This is a genomic window from Bradyrhizobium sp. OK095 (assembly GCF_900109945.1).
Lineage (GTDB): Bacteria > Pseudomonadota > Alphaproteobacteria > Rhizobiales > Xanthobacteraceae > Bradyrhizobium.
This window is the reverse complement of record NZ_FOBX01000016.1, coordinates 71,508-95,167: the sequence shown is the minus strand read 5'-3', so window position 1 is coordinate 95,167 and position 23,660 is coordinate 71,508. Positions and strand designations below refer to the sequence as shown.

20 protein-coding genes are annotated in these 23,660 nt (G+C 64.9%); 6 read left to right on the top strand and 14 right to left on the bottom strand.

All coding sequences use genetic code 11. The features are described from left to right. Positions 1–6: 6 nt before the first annotated feature. On the bottom strand, positions 7–1,398 hold the full coding sequence (gene tcuA / locus BMW89_RS32035) for an FAD-dependent tricarballylate dehydrogenase TcuA (protein ID WP_092034049.1): 1,392 nt from the start codon (positions 1,396–1,398) through the stop codon (positions 7–9). Between the two features lie 148 nt (positions 1,399–1,546). Between tcuA and BMW89_RS32030 the strand changes: the two genes are divergently transcribed. After that, a complete protein-coding gene (locus tag BMW89_RS32030) occupies positions 1,547–2,230 on the top strand; it encodes a GntR family transcriptional regulator (protein WP_092034046.1) in 684 nt (227 codons plus the stop codon). A gap of 13 nt (positions 2,231–2,243) precedes the next feature. Here BMW89_RS32030 and ybaK read toward each other — a convergent pair whose 3' ends face one another. The 8 genes from ybaK to mobB form a co-directional block, all read right to left on the bottom strand. Beyond that, positions 2,244–2,717: a Cys-tRNA(Pro) deacylase gene (ybaK, locus tag BMW89_RS32025; protein ID WP_092034037.1), complete on the bottom strand. Its 474-nt coding sequence runs from the start codon at positions 2,715–2,717 to the stop codon at positions 2,244–2,246. A 215-nt stretch (positions 2,718–2,932) separates the two neighbouring features. Next, entirely contained in the window at positions 2,933–5,701 is a 2,769-nt protein-coding gene (gene fdhF, locus BMW89_RS32020; RefSeq protein WP_092034033.1) for a formate dehydrogenase subunit alpha, read from the bottom strand. Next, on the bottom strand, positions 5,698–7,407 hold the full coding sequence (locus BMW89_RS32015) for an NADH-ubiquinone oxidoreductase-F iron-sulfur binding region domain-containing protein (protein ID WP_092034029.1): 1,710 nt from the start codon (positions 7,405–7,407) through the stop codon (positions 5,698–5,700). Before BMW89_RS32015 ends, fdhF begins: the two co-directional genes overlap by 4 nt. Positions 7,408–7,657: 250 nt before the next feature. After that, positions 7,658–7,939 carry a hypothetical protein gene (locus BMW89_RS32010; RefSeq protein WP_092034026.1) on the bottom strand — a complete coding sequence of 94 codons (282 nt, stop codon included), beginning with the start codon at positions 7,937–7,939 and terminating at the stop codon, positions 7,658–7,660. Between the two features lie 92 nt (positions 7,940–8,031). Further along, positions 8,032–9,687: an OFA family MFS transporter gene (locus BMW89_RS32005; RefSeq protein WP_092034022.1), complete on the bottom strand. Its 1,656-nt coding sequence runs from the start codon at positions 9,685–9,687 to the stop codon at positions 8,032–8,034. A 320-nt stretch (positions 9,688–10,007) separates the two neighbouring features. Then, complete coding sequence (locus BMW89_RS32000) at positions 10,008–10,271, bottom strand: sulfurtransferase TusA family protein (RefSeq protein ID WP_092034019.1); 264 nt, start codon at positions 10,269–10,271, stop codon at positions 10,008–10,010. A 44-nt stretch (positions 10,272–10,315) separates the two neighbouring features. Beyond that, positions 10,316–11,572 (bottom strand): molybdopterin molybdotransferase MoeA, encoded by a 1,257-nt coding sequence (locus tag BMW89_RS31995; protein ID WP_092034016.1) that lies wholly within the window; start codon positions 11,570–11,572, stop codon positions 10,316–10,318. Positions 11,573–11,581: 9 nt separating this feature from the next. Continuing rightward, positions 11,582–12,109, bottom strand: a complete 528-nt coding sequence (mobB, locus tag BMW89_RS31990) for a molybdopterin-guanine dinucleotide biosynthesis protein B (protein WP_092034012.1) — start codon at positions 12,107–12,109, stop codon at positions 11,582–11,584. 209 nt (positions 12,110–12,318) lie between these two features. Here mobB and fdhD point away from each other — a divergent pair, with 209 nt between their 5' ends. Together fdhD and mobA are read left to right on the top strand one after the other, a co-directional pair. Beyond that, positions 12,319–13,209 carry a formate dehydrogenase accessory sulfurtransferase FdhD gene (gene fdhD, locus BMW89_RS31985; protein WP_092034009.1) on the top strand — a complete coding sequence of 297 codons (891 nt, stop codon included), beginning with the start codon at positions 12,319–12,321 and terminating at the stop codon, positions 13,207–13,209. Then, the gene (gene mobA, locus BMW89_RS31980) at positions 13,190–13,831 is read left to right on the top strand and encodes a molybdenum cofactor guanylyltransferase MobA (protein WP_092034005.1); all 642 of its coding nucleotides are present in this window, start codon (positions 13,190–13,192) and stop codon (positions 13,829–13,831) included. The genes fdhD and mobA overlap by 20 nt, the downstream gene beginning before the upstream one ends. A gap of 1 nt (position 13,832) precedes the next feature. Here the strand turns inward: mobA and BMW89_RS31975 are convergent, their stop codons facing one another. The 4 genes from BMW89_RS31975 to BMW89_RS31960 are packed head-to-tail and all read right to left on the bottom strand — an operon-like array spanning position 13,833 to position 18,979. Continuing rightward, positions 13,833–14,960, bottom strand: coding sequence for an FAD-dependent monooxygenase (locus tag BMW89_RS31975; RefSeq protein ID WP_092034002.1), 1,128 nt, complete (start codon positions 14,958–14,960; stop codon positions 13,833–13,835). 55 nt (positions 14,961–15,015) lie between these two features. Further along, complete coding sequence (locus tag BMW89_RS31970) at positions 15,016–16,965, bottom strand: molybdopterin biosynthesis protein (protein ID WP_177196472.1); 1,950 nt, start codon at positions 16,963–16,965, stop codon at positions 15,016–15,018. A 13-nt stretch (positions 16,966–16,978) separates the two neighbouring features. Then, the gene (locus tag BMW89_RS31965) at positions 16,979–18,085 is read right to left on the bottom strand and encodes a molybdopterin-binding protein (protein WP_092033994.1); all 1,107 of its coding nucleotides are present in this window, start codon (positions 18,083–18,085) and stop codon (positions 16,979–16,981) included. Between the two features lie 54 nt (positions 18,086–18,139). Beyond that, on the bottom strand, positions 18,140–18,979 hold the full coding sequence (locus BMW89_RS31960; RefSeq protein WP_092033990.1) for an ABC transporter substrate-binding protein: 840 nt from the start codon (positions 18,977–18,979) through the stop codon (positions 18,140–18,142). A 336-nt stretch (positions 18,980–19,315) separates the two neighbouring features. Between BMW89_RS31960 and BMW89_RS31955 the strand changes: the two genes are divergently transcribed. Both BMW89_RS31955 and BMW89_RS31950 read left to right on the top strand, forming a co-directional pair. Continuing rightward, on the top strand, positions 19,316–20,209 hold the full coding sequence (locus BMW89_RS31955) for a substrate-binding domain-containing protein (protein ID WP_092033986.1): 894 nt from the start codon (positions 19,316–19,318) through the stop codon (positions 20,207–20,209). Between the two features lie 104 nt (positions 20,210–20,313). After that, a complete protein-coding gene (locus tag BMW89_RS31950) occupies positions 20,314–21,528 on the top strand; it encodes an ABC transporter substrate-binding protein (protein ID WP_092033983.1) in 1,215 nt (404 codons plus the stop codon). Between the two features lie 71 nt (positions 21,529–21,599). On the opposite strand, the gene BMW89_RS31945 is transcribed toward BMW89_RS31950, so the two are convergent. After that, the gene (locus BMW89_RS31945) at positions 21,600–22,565 is read right to left on the bottom strand and encodes a TAXI family TRAP transporter solute-binding subunit (protein WP_092033978.1); all 966 of its coding nucleotides are present in this window, start codon (positions 22,563–22,565) and stop codon (positions 21,600–21,602) included. 107 nt (positions 22,566–22,672) lie between these two features. On the opposite strand from BMW89_RS31945, the gene BMW89_RS31940 reads away from it, so the two are divergent. After that, entirely contained in the window at positions 22,673–23,647 is a 975-nt protein-coding gene (locus BMW89_RS31940) for a Bug family tripartite tricarboxylate transporter substrate binding protein (RefSeq protein WP_177196471.1), read from the top strand. Positions 23,648–23,660: the final 13 nt, after the last annotated feature.

The window sequence follows — 23,660 nt, the reverse complement described above, 5'->3', positions numbered from 1 at the left end:
CTGATTCTAGTTCTTGGCGTGGCGCGCCGCTTCCCGTCCTGCGATCCGTCCGAACACGCTGCCGATGGTCATGCCCATGCCGGCGGCATAGCCCTTGCCGAGCACGTTGCCGGCCATGATCTCGCCGGCCGCGAACATGTTGGCCGACGGCTTGCCGTCAGCCATCTGCATCCGCGCCTCCTTGTTCACGCGCGTGCCGAGATAGGTGAAGGTGATGCCGGGCCGCACCGGATAAGCGAGATAAGGCGGCGTCTCGATTTTGCGCGCCCAATGGGTCTTCTGCGGCGTGATGCCCTCGGTCACGCAATCGTCCAGAATGGTGTGATCGAAGGTGCCGGGCCGCACCGCCGCGTTGAATTCGGTGACGGTTTTTTCCAGCGCGACCGCATCGAGCTCGAGCTTGCCGGCGAGCTCGGCCACGGTCTGCCCGGCAATCGGCGGGAACAGCGTCGGCATGAAGCTGGTGACGACGGTAGAATCGAAGATGATGTAGGCGATCTGGTCGGGCTGCGCCGCGACCAGCCGGCCCCAGATCGCGTAACGCTTCGGCCAGATGTCCTCGCCCTCGTCATAGAAGCGCTGCGAATGCTTGTTGACGACGATGCCGAACACCACCGAGTCGTGGCGTGTAATGATGCCGCCGTCGAATTTCGGCGCCCGGGCATCGATCGCGACCGCATGGCACTGCGTGGGATCGCCGACCTCCTGCACGCCCTTGTCGAGCAGCATCTTCAGGATCGAGCCGCGGTTATAGGGCGTGCCGCGGATCAGGAAATTGTCGGCGGCCTCGCCCCAATATTGCTTCAGCCATTCGATGTTGGCCTCGAACCCGCCGGCGGCGGCGACCAGCGACGTCGCGCGAATCTCGGTCTCGCCCTTGATCGGCCGCTTGAGGCGCGCGGCGAGGAACATGCCGTCCTCGATCACGAGATCGGTAACCTCCGCATCGTACTCGACGTCGACGCCGAGCCGTTCCGCGGTGAGATACAGCGCGTTCAGCATGGCGCGGCCACCGCCGAGGAAGAAGGAATTGGTGCGGCCGAGACTCAGCGTGCCGCCGAGCGAGGGCTGCCAGCGCACGCCCTGCTCCACGATCCAGTTCAAAATGTCCTTGGACTCCCGGATCATGTGGCGCGCGAGCACCTCGTCGGTCTGCCCACCGGTGACGCGCAGCAGGTCCTCCCAGAACTCGTCCTCGGTGTAGGGGCCGGTGAGGATCTCGGTGGCGGCGTCATGGGCGCAGCGCATGTTACGGGTGTGGCGGGTGTTGCCGCCGCGATAGAACTTTGGCGCGCCTTCGAGCACGAGCACCGAGGCGCCGCCGCGCCGGGCGCTGATCGCCGCGCACAGCGCCGCGTTGCCGCCGCCGATCACCAGCACATCGTATTTGCTGCTCATGCCGTCTGCCCGATGCGACGAAGTTAGAGACATTCTGCCCGCCGGTGGCTCCGGTCAACCTGACAGCCATTGCGTACTTTTGTATACAAAGATATACAATGACAGCGCAAGCGGCATCTCTGCATGGGCAGGATGCGCCTGAGGGACCATGGCCAGACGCCCGACAAAGACAGGCGGATCGATCGCGCGCGGCGGCGGAGTGGCGCTGGGCGAAGCCGTGTTCCGCTCGCTCTGCGAGGCACTCCAGGCCGGCAGCTACCGCGCCGGTGATCGGCTGCGCGAGGAAGAGGTCGCGCAGCGGTTGAAGGTCAGTCGCACGCCGGTTCGCGAAGCTCTGGGCCGGCTCGCGGCGCGTGGCTTCGTCGAGCCCGCCGGCGGCCGTGGACTGATCGTGCGCAACCTCGACATTTCAGAGGTGCTCGAGCTCTACGCCATGCGCGAGATCATGGAGGGCGCCGCCGCGCGCTTGGCCGCCGAGCACGCCTCGGCGCCCGAGATCGACGCGCTCCGGGATATCGAGCAAGCGTTTGTCGAGGCGTCCGAGACCGACGCCGTCGAAATGGCGCGGCTTAACCGTGCCTTCCACGAGGCGATCTGCCGCGCCGCGCGCAACCGCTATCTCGACAACGCCTCGCGTGAATTGCAGGACTGGATCGCCCTGCTCGGCCCGACCACATTCACCGTGACGGGCCGTCCCTCGACCAGCCATCGCGAGCACCAGGCCATTATCGAGGCGATCGCCGCGCGCGACGGCGACAAGGCCGAGCAGCTCGCGCGCGTGCATATCCGCGAGGCGCTGCGCTGCCGGTTGAAACTGTTGCAGAAGCAGTAGCAGAGCGCGGCGATCAGGCGACCAATTCCGCGGCAACCGCCTTCAACAGATCCCGCAAATCAGTCGGCTTGAGCCGCACCTGCAAGCCGCGCTGGCCGCCATTGACATACACATGGTCATGCGCGAGCGCGCTCTGCTCGATCACGGTGCCTACCTGCTTGCGCTGCCCGAACGGGCTGATGCCCCCGACCTTGTAGCCGGTGACGCGCTCGGCCTCCGGCGGCTTCATCATCTGCGCCGACTTGCCACTCGCGGCCGCAGCGAGCTTCTTCATGGAGACTTCCTGGTCGGACGGCACGATCACGCAGACCGGCTTGCCGTCGACCAGCGCCATCAGCGTCTTCAACACCCGCGCAGGGTCTTCGCCGAGCGCAGCGGCGGCCTGGAGCCCGATGCTCTCGGCGTCGGGATCGTAGTCGTAAGTTTGGACGGTGAAGGCAACACCGGCGGCTTCAAGCGCACGCGTGGCTGGGGTGACTTTGGACATGGGCCACTTTTAGCACCGTCCTTGCGAGGAGCGAAGCGACGTGAGGCAAGACGGCATCACACATTCACTGTCATCGCCCGGCTCGACCGGGCGATCCAGTACACCGAGACAATAGTGATTGAATCGATGGGCCGCGGCGTACTGGATTCACCGCCTTCGCGGGGAATGACGGCGTTTTGTGGCAAGCCTCGTCCGCGAGGACGACGAGACTTCCCCTACTCCGCCGCGTCCCGCATCTCGGCGCGCTCGGCCCTGGCGGCACAGAACTTGAACTCCGGGATCTTGCCGAACGGATCCAGCGCCGGGTTGGTCAGGAGATTGGCCGCCGCTTCCGCGTAGCAGAACGGCATGAACACCATGTTCTCCGGCACGTCGCGGTCGGAGCGGACCTTGACCTCGACCGCGCCGCGGCGGGTCTCCAGCCGAATAAAATCGCCCGGCGCGAGCTTCTTCTTGTACATGTCCTTCGGCGACATGAAGGCGACGGCCTCCGGCTCGATCTGGTCGAGCACCTGCGAACGGCGTGTCATCGAACCCGTGTGCCAATGCTCCAGCACGCGGCCGGTCGAGAGCACCATCGGATATTCGGCATCAGGCAGTTCATCCGGCGGGATCACATGAGCCGGCACGATCTTGCCGCGGCCGCTCGGGGTCGGGAAGCCCGTGGTAAAGATGATCTCGTTGCCGGGCTTGTTCGGATCGTCCGCCGGATAGGTGACGGCGCCTTCGCGGACCAGCCGCTCCCAGCTGATATTCTTGAGCGACGGCATCAGCTCCGCCATTTCGGTGTAGACCTCGCCGGGGCCGGCATAATTCCACGGCAGGCCCATGCGCTTGCCGATCTCCTGGATGATCCAGAGATCCTGCCGCGCATCGCCGGGCGGCTTGATCACCTGGCGTGCGAGCTGCACGCGGCGATCGGTATTGGTGAAGGAGCCATCCTTCTCCGCAAAGGCCGAGGCCGGCAGGATGACATCGGCGTGAAACGCGGTCTCGGTGACGAAGAGATCCTGCACCACGAGATGATCGAGCATGGCGAGCGCGCCGCGCGCATGTTGGAGATCAGGATCGGACATCGCGGGGTTCTCGCCCTCGATATACATGCCCTTGATCTCGCCGGCATGGATCGCGTTCATGATCTCGACCACGGTCAGGCCGCGGACGGGATCGATCTCCTGCTGCCAGACCTTCTCGAAGTTTGCGCGCAGATCGTCACGACCGACCGGCTGATAATCCGGCAGGAACATCGGGATCAGGCCGGCGTCGGAGGCGCCCTGCACGTTGTTCTGGCCGCGCAGCGGATGCAGGCCGGTGCCGGGACGGCCGACCTGGCCGGTAATCAGCGCCAGCGCAATCAGGCAGCGCGCATTGTCGGTGCCGTGAACGTGCTGGCTGATGCCCATGCCCCAGAAGATGATCGACGACTTTGCGCGCGCGTAGGTTCGGGCGACCTCACGCAGGGTTTGTGCCGGGATGCCGCAGATCGGCTCCATCTTTTCCGGCGTGAATTCCTTGATCTTCTCCTTGAGGTCCTCAAAACCCTCGGTGTAGCCGGCGATATACTGGTCGTCGGTCAGGCCTTCGGTGATGATCGTGTTGATCATCGCATTCAACATGGCGACGTCGGAACCCGGCTTGAACTGCAAATGCTTGGTCGCGTGGCGCGACAGCGTCTGCCGGCGCGGATCCATCACGAACAGCTTTGCGTCGTTCTGCTTGACCGCGTTCTTGATGAAGGTCGCGGCCACCGGGTGGTTCACGGTCGGGTTGGCGCCGATCACGATGATGACCTCGGCGTCCATCGCGGCTGCGAACGGCGCCGACACCGCGCCCGAGCTCAGGCCTTCGAACAGCGCCGCCACCGACGAGGCGTGGCACAGCCGGGTGCAGTGGTCGACATTGTTGGAGCCGAATCCGGTGCGTACCAGCTTCTGGAACAGATAGGCCTCTTCATTCGAGCCCTTGGCCGAGCCGAAGCCGGCCAGCGCCTTCACGCCGTTGGTATCGCGGATCTTGACCAGGCCGTTGGCGGCGATGTCGAGCGCTTCTTCCCACGACGCTTCGCGGAAATGGGTGAAGGGATTGGCCGGATCGACCTGGTCGTTGGAATCCTTCTTCGCGTTGGGCAGCCGCACTAGCGGCTTGGTGAGGCGATGCGGATGGTGGATGTAGTCGAAGCCAAAGCGGCCCTTGACGCAGAGACGGTTGTGATTGGCGGGGCCGTCGCGGCCTTCGGCATAGATCACCTTCTCGTCCTTGACCTCGTAGGTCACCTGGCAGCCGACGCCGCAGAACGGACAGAGCGAATCGACCTTCTTGTCGGCGTAGACGACGCGGGTCTGCTTGTCGTCGAGCATCACGGCCGGCATCAGCGCGCCGGTCGGGCAGGCCTGCACGCATTCGCCGCAGGCCACGCAAGTGGACTCGCCCATGGGATCGTCGAAGTCGAACACGATCTTCGAGGCGTGGCTGCGATAAGCCATGCCGATGACGTCATTGACCTGGACCTCGCGGCAGGCGCGCACGCAGAGGCCACACTGGATGCAGGCATCGAGATTGACGCGCATCGCCGGATGGCTGGCATCGGTCTCCCAGCGCTCGGCGGCGGGGAAGCGGCTTTCGGTGACGCCGGTGGTTTCGGCCCAGTGCCAGAATTTGGATTCCGGATCGTGCGAGGTCGCGCGAGCCGGCTGGTCGGCGACGAGCAGCTCCATCACCATTTTCTGCGCGGACACCGCACGCGCGGATTCGGTCTTGACCTTCATGCCGACCGACGGTGTGCGCTTGCAGGATGCCGCGAGCACGCGCTCGCCCTCGATCTCGACCATGCAGGCGCGGCAATTGCCGTCGGGGCGATAGTCGGGTGCCGGCGAATAGCACAGATGCGGGATCTCGCGTCCCCCGCGCTTTGCGACCTGCCAGATGGTCTCGCCGGCATTGGCCTCGACCTGCTTGCCGTCGAGCTCGAACGTAATTTTGGTCATTCGGCCGCTTCCTTGAACTCGTCAGGGAAATATTTGATCACGGTGGAGAGCGGGTTCGATGCCGCCTGTCCGAGTCCGCAGATCGAGGCATCGCGCATCGCCTGGCTCAATTCTTCCAGCAGGGCGCGGTTCCAGACCGGCTTCTGCATCAGCAGCGCCGCCTTCTGGGTTCCGACCCGGCACGGCGTGCACTGGCCGCAGCTCTCGTCCTCGAAGAACTTCATCAGGTTCAGCGCCGCCGCGCGCACGCTGTCGTTCTGCGACAGGATCACGATCGCGGCTGAGCCGATGAAGCAGCCGTATTTCTCCAGCGTGCCGAAATCGAGCGGAATATCGTCCATCGACGCCGGCAAAATGCCGCCGGACGCGCCGCCCGGCAAGTAAGCATAGAACTGATGGCCGTCGGCCATGCCGCCGCAATATTCGTCGATCAACTCGCGCACAGTGATGCCGGCGGGCGCCAGCTTCATGCCGGGATTTTTCACGCGACCCGAGACCGAGAAGCTACGCAGGCCATGACGCTCGTGGCGGCCATTGCCCTTCCACCAATCCGCGCCCTTCTCGACGATGTCGCGGACCCACCACAGCGTCTCGATATTATTGATCAGCGTCGGCAGGCCGAACAGGCCGACCTGGAACGGATAAGGCGGCTTGTGCCGGGGCAGACCGCGCTTGCCCTCGATGCTTTCGAGCAGCGAGGACTCCTCGCCGCAGATGTAGGCGCCGGCGCCACGGCGCATGTGCAGCGTCGGGCCGCCCGGCGGCAACTTTGCGATCTCGCGCTCAAGGATCTCGCGCGACGCCGGATATTCGTCGCGCAGATAGATGTAGATGTCGGAGGCCTGCACCACATGCGCGCCGATCAGCATGCCCTCGATGAAGCGGTGCGGATCGGTTTCGAGATAGACGCGATCCTTGAACGTGCCGGGCTCGCCCTCGTCGCCGTTGATCGCCATCAGCCGTGGACCGGGCTCGCCGAGCACGGCGCGCCATTTGCGTCCCGTCGGGAAGCCGGCGCCGCCGAGGCCGCGCAGCGAAGCGTCGTCGAGCCCCTTCAGCAGATCGTCCTTCGACAATTCGCCGGAGCGCACGCGATTGAGCAACTTGTAACCGCCGCCCGCGACGTAAGCGGCGTAGTCGATATACTTTGGCAGATGCGCGTGGGTATCGCCGGACTTCGCTGCCGCCATTACATTGGCGACGGTCGCATGGTCGACGAAGTTGTGGCCCACTTCCGCAGCGGGCGCGGTGTCGCAGCGACCGACGCAAGGCGCGCGCACGACGCGGATGCCGGGTCCCGCTGCACTCTGCAAATCCTCGAGCAGCTTTTCGCCGCCGAGCATCGCGCAGGTCAGCGAATCGCAGACGCGGATCGTCAGCGGCGCGACATCAGGCTCGCCTTCCTTCACGATGTCGAAATGCGCGTAGAAGGTCGCGGTCTCGAACACCTCGGCAAAGGCGAGCTTCATCTCGTCGGCAAGGGCTGCCAGATGCGCCGCCGAGATCTGGTGATATCTGTCCTGGATCAGATGCAGATATTCGATCAGCAGATCGCGCCGCCGCGGCTTGTCGCCGAGCAGTTGCTCGATCTCATGGGCGGCGGTCGGATCGACCTGACGCCCTTTGGGCGTGGACTTCGCGCGCTTCCGTCCCTGGCCGGGATGTTCGAATTCGCGAACCTCGTGAACGTCGTCGTTGCTGCTCATGGAAACGTCGCGTTCTCCTCAAAATCGCGATGATCTCAGGACGGGATTGCCATCGCGATCCACCCTTATTTCCAGGCCTGACCATCAGGAACCGCGTCACCCGCGTCCGCGGATCAGGTCTCATTCCGTGCAACTCTAGCCTCTGGTATACCAGACGCCAAGTAAATTTAGAACGTGTCTATAATGATTTAGGGGGGCAGGCAGCCGCCCTGCCACGCCCCCTTACGCAAACTCGACGTGGAACCAGACCTCAGGTCTTGCTCATGCACTCTTCGATGTAGAACCAGCGGTCGTCACCGGCGAGGCCCTTGGACTTCACGTCGGCGCGGCAGGCCTTGAGCTTGGGCTTGTTGGCCGACCACTTCGCCTTCATGTCCTTCAGCTTCTGCATCGTGAGCTTGATCTTGCCCGGCTTGGCTTCGGTCGTAGCAGTCGGCGTGGTGGTGGCAGGCGCCGCCGCGGTTTGCGCGGACGCGGCGTGAAGGCCGGCGACGAGCAACACGGCCGCAAGGCAAATTCGAGTACGAAGCATTTCAATCCCCCTAAGTCCCATTCTTGATGATGTCTGAAAGGCGAACGCCGCGGGACGCTGCGATAAGCATCCCGCGGCTGTTTCGATGGCGATCAGAAGATCTTGACCGCGCTCTCCAGCGTCTTCCAGACACCCCAGAGCAGGGGAACGCCGACGAAGGCCCAGAACAGCGCCGCCTTGCCGTCGAGTCCGCCCCTGCCGATGCCGAACGAGCCGTGCTGGATCGCCGCCTCGCTCTTGGCGCTCGCGGCCTGGAGCCTGGCGACCTCCGCCTCGCTCATGTTCCACTTCGGATCGACCGGCTTGATCAGATAGTTGCAGATCAGGCCCGCGATCAGCATGGCGCAGAGGATGTACATGGTGGTGTTGTAGAGCTGATCACGCGGCACGCCGGCGGCGAGCTGGAACTCGCGGATGTAGTTCACCACCACGGGGCCGATGATGCCGGCGGTCGACCACGCCGTCAGCAGCCGGCCGTGGATGGCGCCGACGAACTGGGTGCCGAACATGTCGGCGAGATAGGCCGGCACTGTCGCGAACCCGCCGCCATACATCGACAGGATGATGCCGAAGCCGAGCACGAACAGCAGTTTCGAACCCATCGCCGCGAAGGTCGGCGCCAGTGCGTAGAGCGCGATGCCGAGGATGAAGAACGTGTAGTAGGTGTTCTTGCGGCCGATGTGATCCGACAACGAGGCCCAGAAGAACCGGCCGCCGATGTTGAACAGCGACAACAGGCCGGCGAAGCCGGCGGCGATTGCCGCGATCGCGGTCTTCTGCTCGCCCGAGAGCTGGCTGAAGGTCAGCTCAGGCAGTCCGATCAGCTTGCCTGCGAAGATCTCCTGCAACATCGGAGAGGCCATGCCGATCACGCCGATACCCGCCGACACGTTCAGACAGAGCACCCACCAGATCAGCCAGAACTGCGGCGTCTTGTGCGCATTGTTGAGGTGCACATGGTGCTCGGAGATCATCGACTTCTTTTCGCTCGGCGGCGTCCAGCCGTCGGGCTGCCAGCCCGCCGGTGTAACCCGATAGGCGAAGGCGCCGATGGTCATGAAGACGAAGTAAACCAGGCCCATCACGACGAACGTCTGCCAGACGCCGACATCCGTCGAGGACTTGAAATAGTTGATCAGGATGTTGGCGAACGGCGCGCCGATCATGGCGCCGCCACCGAAACCCATGATGGCCATTCCGGTCGCCATGCCGCGGCGGTCCGGAAACCATTTCACCAGCGTCGACACCGGCGAGATATAGCCGAGGCCAAGCCCGACTCCCCCGAGCACGCCAGCGCCAAGCCACATGATCCAGAGCTGGTGGACGTAGATGCCCAAGGCGCCGATCAGAAGGCCGCCGCCCCAGCAGCATGCCGCAACGAAGCCCGCCTTGCGCGGACCCGCGCGCTCGAGCCAGCCGCCCCAGATCGCCGCGGAGACGCCGAGCAGCACAAAGAACAGCGTGTACATCCAGCCGAGGCTCGCGACCTTCCAGTCGCAAGACGTGGTGAAGAGCTCCTGCCACAGCGAGATATCCGGGCACGCCTTGCTCTGGGTGATCCCGATCGAACGCGACAGCGGCAGCCAGAACACCGAGAAGCCGTACGCCATGCCGATACAGAGATGGATGCAGAGTGCGGCTGGTGGAACCAGCCAGCGATTGAAGCCGGCCTTGGCGACCGTGTGCTCGCGATCGAGCAACCCTGCGCCAGCGCCTGAAATTCTTCCAGCGCTCTCAATTGTCGTCATGCATTCCTCCCCTGCAGCCGCCCTTCCGAGCAAGCCTGCCGCTACGATCCTGTTCCTCAGCCCGTTGCAGTGCAGCTTTTGTCCCTGCTGCTCCGCACAATCATCCGACACGCGCCAGGATCGTCACGCGCGTCCGAAACTCTAACCCCTTGAGCGGGGCTCTATGCCCGATACGACGTGCAGGCTTCGTGGGTGGCCCGTTGATCCGCGTATCGCAGACGAGACTCAACCTCCGCGTCTGCGCGGAGAAAGTCAATTTGGGCAGAAGCCATGATTGATGTCGATAGATAAAAGGTAGGTATCAGCCGAGTGACCGCGCGCTACGAGCGCAGCGCACCATTGGCTTTTTCTATCGAGCCATCGACCTTTTCTATCAAGAACACGATGCGCGCGTCGTTGCGCTCGGTGATCTCCACCGTGTCGCCCGTCTCGCGGATCAGGTTCGGAATGTCAATCACCGACAAGGGGTCTGTGCAGTGCACTTCGAGCTGATCGCCCGGCTGCAACGGTTTCAGCGCCTTACGCGTCTTGAGAGCGGGCAGCGGGCATTTCAACCCGGTGAGATCGAGTGTCGTTCTGGTCATGGGCGCAACATGGCGGGGTGAGGCGATGGCGTCAACGCAAGCGCTCAGAGCAGATCGGCATAGGACAAGAAACCTACGCTCTGCCCCGGCTCGACGCGCATGATGTCCTCGCAGAGCTCGACGAGGCCGTCGGTCTCGACCAGCGACGACAACAGCCCGGCCCCCTCACGCGGGAACTTGACGGCTTCCAGCGCGCCGTCCTCTCCGCGCCGCAAAGAGACGCGAACATATTCGCGGCGGCCGATCTTCTTCTTGTAGGCGAACGCGGCGCGCACCGGGATCGGCAACAGCGGCTCGGGAAGACCTCCAGCCAGCGCCAGCACCGTCGGCCGCACCACATGGACGAAGGTGACAAAGCTCGCGACGGGATTACCGGGCAGACCGATCAGCGGTGTGCCGTCGATGATACCCATCGCCACCGGACGCCCCGGCTTGATCGCCATCCGCCACAGCACCAGCGAGCCGATGCTCTCGACCGCCGCCTTGACGTGATCCTCCTCGCCGGTCGAGACGCCGCCAGTGGTGAGGATCAAATCATGCGCGCCCGCGACCTGCTTCAAGCCATTTGCGAGCGAGGTCCGCTCGTCGCGCAAGATGCCGAGATCCGAGACCTCGCAGCCGAGCCGGCGCAGCATCGCCATCAGCATGAAGCGGTTGGAATCGAACAGCTGCGAGGCCGCGCGCGGCTCGCCGGGCGAGGCCAGTTCGTCGCCGGTCGAGAACACCGCGACACGGATGCGCCTGACGACGTCGAGCCCGACAAGGCCGAATGCCGCGGCAAGCGCGACATGCTGCGGCCGCATGCGCTGGCCGGCGCGCAGCGCGACGTGCCCTTCGGGAATGTCCTCGCCCGCGGGACGGACGTTGGCGCCCGGCTTCAGCCCCGGCGGCAGCACGATTTGGCCTGATACGTCGATGCGGACGTCTTCCTGCATGAAGACAGTCTCGGCATCCGGCGGCATCGGCGCGCCCGTAAAAATGCGCGCGGTGTGGCCGGGCTTGATCGGCACCTGTGCAAGACCGCCGGCCTGGATGCGGCCGTCGAGCGGGAACGCGCGCTCCTCATTTGCCGGAATATCCGCGTTGCGCACGGCGTAGCCGTCGACAGCCGAGTTGGTGAATGGCGGCAGCGGCAGCGGCGCAGCAATATCGCGCGCCAGCACGCGGCCATCGGCATCGACGAGCGCTATCGTTTCGAGATCGGCAATCGCGTTGACGCGCGCCGTGATCAAGCCAACGGCCTCGTCGACCGACATCATCGGTCCACCGAAGGCAAAACAATCGTCCGACAGTTGCGCCATGGTGCCTCGTCAGCGCATCGCGGCGCTTTTCGCGACCGCTTCCTCGACCGGCATGGCCGCGCGCAGCAACAGCGCCGCAGCAGCCTCGATGTCATCGAGATGGACAGTCGGCAGCCGGGTTTCAACCGCAGTGTCGGTCGCAATCCCCACAATTCCGGGATCGTCGGGAAACAGCAGCGGCTTGCCGTTGGCGGCGCGATGCACCTCGATCTTGCGATGCGGCTCCCGCTTGAAGCCTTCGACCACGACGAGATCGACCGCGGAGAGCTTGCTCAATAATTCCGGCAGCCGCGGCTCCGTCGCCCCGCGCAACTCATGCATCAGCGCCCAGCGGTTAGCCGAAGCAACCAGCACCTCGGCCGCACCTGCTTCGCGATGGCGCCAGGAATCCTTGCCGGGCACGTCGACGTCGAACTGGTGGTGCGCATGCTTGATCACAGAGACGCGCAGGCCTTGCGCGTTGAAATGCGGGATCAGCCGCGTCAACAGCGTGGTCTTGCCCGCACCGCTCCAGCCTGCAAGGCCGATGACTTTCATTCCAGCTCCGTCTCCACGCGCGACTTCATGCTTGATGGAACCACTGTCCCCTCCCCGTCATTGCGAGCGCAGCGAAGCAATCCAGAGTGTTTCCACGGACGCATTTCTGGATTGCTTCGCTGCGCTCGCAATGACGAGAAGAGACATTTTCGCTTTCCGTCAGCATGCTTATATCGGCTTGACCCGAATGTCATGCTAACGTCGCGGCCATGATGAAGATCGACAAAGCCCCGGTGCCCCTGATCGTCCCCAACCCTGACGACCCGCGCCTGACCCAGAGCGTGACCGGAACCGACCAGGCCGGCGCCAGGATCGAGATCAAGGTGCCGATGGAGCGGCCGCTGACGCTCTATTTGAATTCCCAGGAGATCGTCACCATGATGACGATCGGCGACTATCCGGAATATCTGGCACTCGGCTATTTGCTGAACCAGAACATGCTGAAATATAATGACGCAGTCACCGAGGTCGAATACGACGACGATCTTCAGGTCGTCGTGGTACGCACCGAGCACCACACCAATTTCGAGGCCAAGCTGAAGAAGCGCACGCAGACCTCGGGCTGCGCGCAGGGCACCGCCTTCGGCGATCTGCTGGAGGCGGTCGAGAGCGTCGCGTTGCCGAAAGCCGAGCTGCGCACCTCCTGGCTCTATCAGATGACGCAGACCATCAACACGATGCCATCGCTGTACCTCGAGGCCGGCGCGATCCATGGCTGCGTGCTGTGCAAAGAGGGCGAGCCGCTCTGCTACACCGAGGACGTCGGCCGCCACAACGCCGTCGACAAGATCGCCGGCTGGATGTACCGCCACGGCGTCGATGCCTCCGACAAGATCCTCTACACCACGGGGCGCCTGACGTCGGAGATGGTGATCAAGACGGTGCGCATGGGCATTCCGATCCTGGTGTCGCGCTCCGGCTTCACCGCCTGGGGCGTCGATCTCGCCCGCCAGGTCGGCCTGACACTGGTCGGCCGCGCCCGCGGAAAACGCTTCATCGTGCTCGCAGGCGAAGAGCGGATCGTCTACGACCAGAACCTCGCTTACGTCGAGGAAGAATCGACCAAGCACAAGCGCAAGGGTGAAGGTAGTGACGACTGACATTCCGACCACGCAAGGCGTGCTGCTCGCCGGCGGCCTCGCGCGGCGCATGGGCGGCGGCGACAAGCCGATGCGCACCATCGGCGGCCGCACGATTCTGGAGCGCGTCATTGCGCGTCTGAAGCCGCAATGCAGCGGGCTGATCCTCAACGCGAACGGTGATCCCGCGCGTTTCGCCGCATTCGGCTTGCAGGTCATCGCCGACGAAGTACCCGGCTTTCCCGGCCCGCTCGCCGGCATTTTGGCCGCGCTCGACTGGACTGCGACGAACCGTCCGGAGATCGAATGGGTGCTCAGCGCCGCCGGCGACTGCCCGTTCCTGCCGCGCAATCTCGTCGCACGCCTGCATGAGGCGCGCGCGCGGGAGAACGCACAGCTCGCGGTTGCCGCATCCGGCAACCAGTCGCATCCGGTGATCGGCCTGTGGCGCGTGGCCTTGCGCGACGAGCTGCGTCACGCGCTGGTGGTCGAGGACCTCCGCAAGATCGACCGCTGGACCGCGCGCTATCCGCTCGCGACGGTGACGTGGCCCGCCGAACCGCTCGATCCGTTCTTCAATGCCAACACGGTCGAGGACATCGCCGAGGCTGAACGGTTGGCCGCGCTGGATGATGCGGCCTAGCTCACGCCGCCAGCGGCACTTCCCAGGCGTCGTAGCCGTAGACCCAGCTCGTATCGGTCCGCTCCCTCAGCCAGATGTTGGCGCGCGAGGTTGCCTGCACCCGCGTCGTGCGCTCTTTCCGCGTCGCCTCGAAGCGGCGGAACGCGTCCGCAACGCCGTCGCGGTCAACACCATCAAGGCAGCGCGACAGCACGGCGGCGTCCTCGATCGCCATCGCCGCGCCCTGTGCCATGTAGGGCGTCATCGGATGGCAGGCATCGCCGAGCAGCGTCACCTTGCCGTCCGCCCAGCGATCGAGCGCCTCGCGATCCATGATCGCCCATTTATGCACGTCAGGGCACGCCGCGAGCACCTGGCCGACTTGCGGATGAAAGCCTGCGAACGAGGCGCGCAGATCGCGCACGTCGCCTTTCGCCGACCAGGACTCGATGCGAAAATCCGGCTCGGGCTGACTGGTGACGAGATAGACCTCGCTACGGTCAGGCCTGACGTAATAGATCACGATGTGGCGGTCCTCGCCCCACCATTTGGTGCAATCATCGATCTTCGCGCCGAGCAGCGCGGCGGGATAGGTAGTGCGGTAAGCGATGCGGCCGGTGAATTTGACCGGTGCGGTGTCGAACAGAATGTCGCGCACCGCCGAATGCACGCCATCGGCACCGACCACCGCATCGGCGACGGCACTGGTGCCATCGGCAAAGCTCAGCCGGACACCCTCGTTGGTCTCGTCGAGGCCGACCAGCTTGTGATTGAGCTTCACGAACTCATCCGGCACCGCGCTCGCCAGCGCCGCGTGCAGATCGCCGCGATGAGCGAGCAGATAGGGCGCGCCAAACTTCTCTTCCGCGCTCTCGCCAAAGATCATGTCGAACTTGATGTCACCGCTCTTCCAGTCGCGGTTGTTCCACGAGCGCGGATAGAACGAGTGCGCGCGCATCCGCGCTTCAAGCCCGAGCGCGCGCAACACCTTCATCGCGTTGCAGCCGATCTGGATGCCGGCACCGATACGGGCGAACTGGGAGGCCTGCTCGTAGACCATCACGTCGATGCCCACGCGCCTGAGCGCTGCGGCCGTCGCAAGCCCGCCCATGCCGGCACCGATGATCGCAACCGAAAGCGGCCTTGCCATCGCGTCTCCCACCCTGTTTTCCGCGCGGCTTGAATGCCGCGTCGTCGTCTGTCGCCTACGCGGGCCGGAAGCCTGCTCGCTCCAGTGCCGTCCGCGCTTCGTCCGAGCCGAGCGCATCGAGAAAGGCCTGCACGGCCGGGCGTTGCTTGCGCGCCGTGACCAGCGCGAAGTCATAATGCTCTTCCGCGAACGGAATGAAACCGAGGTTGGCCGCATGGGCGACCGGCGCAATGGTCATGCCCCAGTCGGCGCGGTGCTGCGCGACGGCTGCGGCAACGGCGTTGTGCGAACGCGGCTGGTTCCAGTAGCCTTCCGGGCGCGCCTCGCCGAGCAGACGGTCGATCAGGATACGCGTGCCGGCGCCCTGGTTGCGGTTGACCATGATGCAGGCGGGATCGGCCAGCGCAGCGGCAACCGCTTCCGTCGCACCGAGACCCTCGAAGCGCTTGTCGCCCTTGCGGAAGACGATGCCCTGCATCCGCCGCCAGCCCGGCACGAGCTCGAGCCCGTCAACGAGGTAAGGCGTATTGTAGGTCTCGCTCTTGTCGTCGAACAGATGGATCGGCGCCAGATCGCATTCGCCGCGCTTCGCCGCCGCAAGCCCGCCGAGGCTGCCGACCGCGATCGAGCGCACGGAAAGGCCGGCATGCGCGAGCTGCGCCGTGACAAGATCGAGACCGGTACAATGACTGCCGACGATGACCAGATCGGGCACCCGCACATGCGGCGTGAACAGTGTCACCTCGGCGTCGGTACCAGCCGGCATCTGGTCGGCGAGCGCGTCGATGCGCAGAAAACCGTCGGCCTGCGCGAAGGACGTGATCGCACCAGACCCCTTGCCGGAGGGATAAGCGATCAAACCGTTATTGCCTTCGACCAGCGAGACCATGACGAATTCGGTCCGGCCGAGCTCGGAAGCGATGCGCACCGGCACGGTCGCGCTCACCTTGGCATCGGAGCGCGGCGGCAGACCGGCCATCCTGCGCAGCACCGGCACGATCATGTCGTGGAAGGTGAACATGGCCGAGGTCGGAAAGCCCGGCAGGATCACCACCGGCTTGCCGTCGCACACTGCGAGGCACAGCGGCTTGCCGGGCTTGAGCGCAACGCCATGCGCGATGATGCCGGGCGCGCCGAGCCGATTGATGATGCGATGGGACAGATCGCCCGCGCCTTTCGAGGTGCCGCCTGAGAGCACCAGCATATCAGCATCCGCCAGCGCACTGCGCATGGCAGCTTCGAGCTTGGCTTCATCGTCCGGAATGGCGCCGAGGAAAACCGCCTCGCCGCCGTTCTCGTCGATCGCGGCGGCGACGATCGCACCGTTGGTGTCGTAGATCTCAGCCGGCGCGAGCGCCTCGCCGGGCTGCACCAGTTCATCGCCGGTGGAGATCACGGCAACGCGCGGTTTTCGCGCGACAGTCACGCCTGCAATACCGCAGGCCGCGAGCATGCCGATCTCGCGCGAGCCGATGATCGTGCCGGTGCGCAGCAGTGCCTCGCCGCGCGCGATGTCGGAGCCTGCATAAGACACGAACTGGCCCGGCGAGACGGCGCGGCGGACGTCGATCGCATCCGAGCCGGCCGGCTGGGTATGCTCGACCATCACGACGGCATCCGCGCCGCGCGGCAGCGGACCACCGGTGGCGATCGGCGTCGCTGTTCCTGCCGCGACTTGCAGCGTAGGCGCGGTGCCACAGTGAATGGTCTCATTATTCAGCACAAGGCGAACGGGTGAAACTTCGCCAGCCGCGGCGAGATCCGCAGAGCGCACGGCAAAGCCGTCGACATTGGAGCGGTCGAACGGTGGAACGTCGATCGGTGCCGTGACATCTTCGGCGAGCGCCGCGCCGAGTGCATCGGCAAGCCGACGCATTTCGCTCGAGATCGCCCGCGGGAACAACGCCGCCTCAAAGCGCGCGATCGCGTCCTCGCGCGAGAGGATCTTGAGGAACTGCTCCTGCTCGAGCGCGCTGCGGTCGTGCGGTTTCGTAATCATCGTCATGCCGGAACCCATATCATTCCCGCATCAAATAAGCATCGACCGGCTCGCCTGCCGCAAATCCCTCGTGGCTGGCGGGAATGAGCAACCATGCATCCGCACGGGCAATGGCCTGCAACGGCCATTCGCCCACGGCAAGCGGCATCCAGGCATGATGTTCCTCGGCGAGCAGCACCATTTCGGCGATGCCGACGCTGGACGCGATTTTTCGCACGAGAGGCAACGCCACCTGCCGGCGCGGCAGCCGCGCCGACAGGCGATCAACGAGTGGAAGCACCAGCGCGAGCCAGACTGCGAGCGCGTGATCCGGCGAGCCGGGCAAGGCTATAACGGGAACTTTTCCAAGCCGCCCGATCGCGGCGGTACGGCCGGGCTGGAGCGCAAGGCCATGGGCGATCACGTCACCGCGCTGAGCCAGCGCAGCGACGGCAGCATCATGGCGACCGACACTGCTGCCGCCGACAATCAGGAGCAGGTCGCAGCAGGAAGGATCGAGTGCATCGGCAATCGATGCTTCATCGCGCGCGACGGCTTGATGCGTCGGCACATCCGTTCCCGCCGCGCGCGCGATCCCGGCGATCATATGCGCCGTCGTCGTCGTATCAGGCACATTGACGATGCGCAGCCGCGGCCGTCGCACGCTCAGCCTGTCCACCGCCGCGACGCCCGCGAGCAACAGATCGGCTGGGCCGACCGGATGCCCCTCTGCACCGGCCGGCGTGCCAGAGGCGATATCGCCTCCAGTGCGCCTGATTCCCTGCCCCGGAACGCCCTCGGCCAGCACCTGGGCAAGTGAACCGGATATCTCGACGACGTCAGCATCAAGCACACAATCACATCCCGGCGGCATCGCATCACCGGCATCAACCCAGACAGGCGCCGTTGCCAGAGCCAGCGGCGAATAGGCGGACACACCAACGAGATCGTTGGCGCGTAGCGCCCATCCGTCTGTCGCGGCAATATCGTGCGGTGGCCAGGCCGCAACCAGCGGGGCGCCCGCCGCGACGCAGCCAACAGCCTCCGTCAACGGCAACTCGACCGGCGCGATCGGATCAACGCCTCGCAGCAACGCGGCGAGCGCGGTGTCGAGCGGTGTCAGCGATGACGGCAGGCGCTGGGTCATGTGCCAAGATGGACCATGCATCGCCCGGTTTGGCAACCGCGCCGAAACCGGCGATCAGCCTCCGGACTTCTCCGCATTGGGAAAATACAGCTGCTGCCCGTCGACCTTGTAGCCGGCGATCGCCGCCTGCCCGTCCGGCGAGACCAGCCAATCGACGAAGCCTTGCGCGAGCTCCTTCTTCACGCTCGGAAATTTTTCCGGGCTCATCGGCATCACGCCGTACTGGTTGAGCAACCGCTTGTCGCCCTCGACGAGGAGGTCGAGGTCGCCACGCTCCCTGAAAGAAATCCAGCTGCCGCGGTCCGACAGCACATAGGCGTTCGCCGCGCGCGCGGTGTCGAGGGCAGCACCCATGCCCTGCCCGGCCTCGCGATACCAGGCGCCCTTGGCTGCGGCGATGTCGATGCCGGCGACGATCCAAAGCGCGAGCTCCGCGGCATGGGTTCCGGAGCGGTCGCCGCGCGTCACGAACGGCGCACCCTTGGCCTCGATCGCCTTCAGCGCGGTGGCGATGTCCTTGCCCTTCACGCCAGCGGGATCGCTCTTCGGCCCGATCAGCACATAGTCGCTGTACATCACGTCGAAACGCTTCACGGCAAAGCCGTCCGCAACGAACTTCTCCTCCTGCGGCCGCGCATGCATCAGCACGACGTCGGCCTCACCTTTTCGGGCCCCATCGAGCACCTCGTCGGCGCGCCGCGCGATCACCTTGACGTCGATACCGGTTTTGTCACGGAACACCGGCAGGAGATGATCGAGCAGGCCGGACTCCTGCGTCGATGTGGTCGAGGCCAGCACAATAGTTCGATCCTCCGCGGATGACGCCACAGCGCCCAAGACGAGGCCGCAGCCAAGGCCGCAGAGAAGTGCGCATGCAACGGACAGGCGGCCCATGATCAGGTTCCCATTGGCTATGACGCGAGCATGATGGTGATCGATTACGCCGCACTCGTGACGCGTTCGCCCTTTGCGCCCTCCGTTCGGGACATTTCGGCAATCGGCCGAGCGGCACGCTGATTGCAATCATGCGCAGGCGGTAAGTCCCGTGCGGGGCAAGGCCCGCACCATTCGAGCACTCCAAGATCGTTCACCAAAGCAGAAATCGCGCGCGAGGATGTGTTGCAAAGCAGCGAGATGATCGGGCATGGTCCCGGCCGACATAAGTTGCAATGCAGAATTCCACCTGCGTCGGACGTCAAAAAGAAGCAAGAATTTGCATAGGAATGCAGGATGGAATTCCTGACGACCAGCGAAGCCGCCGACTATCTTCGGCTCGGCGAACGCAAACTATACGAACTCGTCACTACCGGTGCGATCCCATGCACCAAGGTGACCGGAAAATGGCTCTTCCCGCGGCACGAGCTCGATCTCTGGGTACTGTCGGGAATGGCGCGTCCGGCCGGCATGCTGATCGCGGAGCCGCCGCCGGTCGTGGGCGGCAGCCAGGATGAACTCCTGGACTGGAGCCTGCGCGAATCCGGCTCGGGCCTGGGATCGATGAGCGAAGGCAGCGCGCGCGGGCTCGAGCGCCTGCAACGCGACGAGGTGATGGCTGCGGCGGTACACTTCCACAGCCTCGACGCTGAGGGCAATCTTGCCTCCGACGCCAGTGCGACGGCGCTGCGTGACGCTCCGGACCTGCATGATGCGGTGCTGATCGCGTTCGTGCGCCGCGAGCAGGGTCTCGTGCTGCCGCCGGGCAATCCGAAGCGGCTGCGCGGCCTCGCCGACGTGCTTGCGCTCAGCGCCAGGATGGCGATGCGGCAGCAGGGCACGGGCGCGCAGATGCTGCTCGACGTGCTGCTGACGCGCGCGGGCGCCACGACGCGCGATTTGCGGCGGATCGAGACGCCGGCCCTCACCGGACCGGATCTCGCCGAGCTGGTCCGCGCCGGACAAGCCGATTGCGGCATCGCGACGCGCGCCGCGGCGCGCTCGGCCGGGCTCGATTTCGTGCCGCTGGTCTGGGAGAATCTTGACCTCGCGATGCGGCAGCGCAGCTACTTTCTCCCCGCCATGCAGGCCCTGATCCGGCTCCTCAGCGAACGGCGGCTGCGGCAGCGCGCGGAGGAGCTGACCGGCTACGATCCCTCGCCCGCCGGCCAGATCCGCTTCGCGGCCTGAGATTGACGCCCACCCCAAAATAGTTGCAAAAGAAACCAATTCAGCCGGGCCATACCCGGCACAAGCAACTTTCGGCCAACGCGCCGGATCAGGGGAGGACAAGCGTGAATCCAACGAGATTTGGACTGCCGGTCGCGGCTGCCCTCGTGGCAGCGCTGCTGCCGGGCGCGGCGTCGGCGCAGGTGTCCGACGACATCGTCAAGATCGGCGTGCTCACCGACATGAACGGCCCGGCCTCGGCGCCGACCGGCCAGGGCTCGGTGACGGCGGCGCAGATGGCGATCGACGATTTCGGCGGCACCGTGCTCGGCAAGCCGATCAGCATCGTCGTCGGCGACCACCAGCTCAAAGCAGATGTCGGCGGCGCGATCGCGCGGCGCTGGTACGACGTCGACCAGGTCGATCTGATCGTTGACGTGCCGGTCTCCGCCGTCGGGCTCGCGGTACAGAACATCGCCAATGAGAAGAAGCGGCTGTTCATCACCCACTCCACCGGCACCGCCGACTTTCACGGAAAATTCTGCTCGCCTTACGCGATGCAATGGGTGTTCGACACCCGCGCGCTCGCGGTCGGCACCGCGGATGCCGTGGTCAAGCGCGGCGGCGACAGCTGGTTCTTCATCACTGACGACTACGCCTTCGGCCATTCGCTTGAACGCGACGCCTCCAGCGTCATCAATGCCAATGGCGGCAAGGTGCTGGGCTCGGTGAAGCCGCCGCTGGCCACGCCCGACCTCTCCTCCTTCGTGCTTCAGGCGCAGGCCTCCAAGGCCAAGATCATCGGCATTGCCGCCGGTCCCCCCAACAACATGAACGAGATCAAGACCGGCTCGGAGTTCGGCGTGTTCAAGGGCGGCCAGCAGATGGCGGCGCTGCTGGCGCTGATCACCGACATCCACGGACTTGGCCTTCAGGCCGCGCAAGGCCTGTTGCTGACGACGTCGTTCTATTGGGACATGGACGACAAGACCCGCGCATGGTCGAAGCGCTATTTCGCAAAAATGAACAAGATGCCGTCGATGTGGCAGGCCGGCGTCTACTCGAGCGTGATCCACTATCTCAACGCCATCAAGGACGCCGGCACCGACGATCCGCTCAAGGTCGCGGCGAAGATGCGCGAGAAGCCGGTCGAGGATTTCTTCGCCCGCAACGGTCGCTTGCGCGATGACAATCTGATGGTGCACGACCTCTGGCTGGTGCAGGTGAAGACGCCGGAGGAGAGCAAATATCCGTGGGACTATTACAAGATCCTCACGACCATCTCGGGCGACAAGGCCTTCGGGCCGCCGGACCCGGCGTGTGCGATGGTGAAGAAGTGAGATTGGCGAATGGCGAATAGGGAGTGGCGAATGGGGACAGACTCCATTCGCTATACACCACTCGCCATTCGCTACTTCACAACCCCGATCTCGCGAAAATATTTCATGACGCCCGGATGGATCAGCGCCGCGCTCGGCGCTGCCGCGACCGTGTTCGCTGCCGTGGTCTCGCAGGCCTGCGCGAGCTGCTTGCAGAAGGTCGCCTCGGCGCCGTGCAACGTCTTGGCGAGGCGATAGGCGACATCGTCGGGCAAATCTTCGCGCGTCAGCACAAAACTCCACGAGCCGAGCGAGGCGATCGGCTCGGGCTGTTTTGGATAGGAGCCGGCCGGCACCGTCAGCGGCTTGAGGAACGCATGCTTGGCGCGAATGCGCGTGATCTCCTCGGCGCTGGGCGCGATGAAGCGCGCGCCTGAGGCGCTGGATGCGACCGCGGCAAAGCCGGGCCAGCCGATGCCGGCGCCCCAGAGCGCCGCGGCGCGGCCATCCTCGACCATCGCGGGGCCATCGCCGGCGCGGTCGAGATAGATCGCCTTGAAATCCTCGTCCTGCTTCAGGCCGAGACCATCGAGCACATAGCGCGCCAGGATCGGCAGGCCCGAGCCTTTTGCGCCGAACGCAACGGGCTGCCCGACGAGATCGCGGATGGTCTTGTAGGGACTGTCCGCGCGCACCACGAACATGCCGGGGTTGGAATAGATCGCCGTGAGAATCTTCAGCCGCACCGGCGTTCGCCCGATGCCGGCAAAGGCTTCATAGGCCGGCTCGCCCGCGACCAGCGCGAGATCGAGCTCGCTTTTCTCCAGCAGCGGAATGTTCTCGTTGCTGCCCTTGGTGTTGCGGGGGGCGATGGTGATTTGCGGATCGGCTGCATTCATCACCTCGGCAAAAGCATTGCCATAGAGCGGAAAGCCGCCGCCGGGCGTGGCGGTGCCCAAACTGAGTGTCGTGGTCGGAATGGCCTTGCCTCCGGTTTGAGCAGTGGCGGGGCTTGCGAGCAGCACCGCGCCGAGAAAAAGGGGAAAAGCGAATCTCATGACTGGTCCCGGCGAGCCTGCGTCAACACCGACTTGCGGCGATGTAGGCAGCGGCCCGTTTTTGTGAAAGCATGCGTCCCAACGACAATAGAACAATGGGAGGCGTCATGTTGCGAATTTTGCGTAACAGTGTTTTCGGGCTGGTTTTGCTTTCGGGTCTTTTCAGCGCCTCCCCTCCCGCCTCCGCCGCATACCCCGACCGCCCCGTGCACTGGATGATCGGCTTTGCCGCCGGCGGCCCGGTCGACATCGTGGCGCGGATCATGGCGCAGGCGCTTTCGGAGAGCCTCGGCCAGCAATTCATCGTCGAGAACCGCGCCGGCTCCGGCGGCAACATTGCGGCCGGCGCCGCGATCAACGCCGCCCCCGATGGCTACACGCTGCTGTTCGTCGCGCCCAACAACGCGATCTCGACCTCGCTCTACAAGAAGCTGCCGTTCGACTTTTTGCGCGACACCGTGCCGGTCGCCAGCATCATGCAGCTCACCAACATGCTGGTCGTCTCCAATGCGATGCCGGTGAAGACGGTTCAGGAGTTCATCGACTATTGCAAGGCCAATCCCGGCAAGATCTCGTTCGCCTCGTCCGGCAACGGCACCTCGGTGCACATGTCGGCGGAGCTGTTCAAGGTGATGACCAAGTGCGACATGGTGCACGTGCCCTATCGCGGCTCGGCGATCGCCTTCCCCGACATCATCTCCAACAAGGTGCAGCTGATCTTCGACAATCTGCCGTCCGCGCTTGAGCAGTCGAAAGGCGGCACCGTCCGCGCGCTCGGCGTGACCTCGCCGCAGCGCTGGCCGAGCGTGCCCGACGTGCCCGCGATCGCCGAGACGGTCCCGGGCTTCGAGTCGGTCGGCTTCTACGGCATCTCCGCGCCGAAGGGCACGCCGCCCGAAGTGGTCGAGATCCTCAACAAGGCCGTCGGCGACGCGCTGAAGGACCCGAAGGTGGTGGCAAGGCTCGCCGAGACCGGCGGCATCCCCAAGCCAATGACAGCAGCCGAGTTCGGCAAGCTGGTCGAGAGCGAGACCGCGAAGTGGAAGAAGGTGGTCGAGTTCGCGGGCGTCTCGGTGGATTAGGCCCGCCTCACTC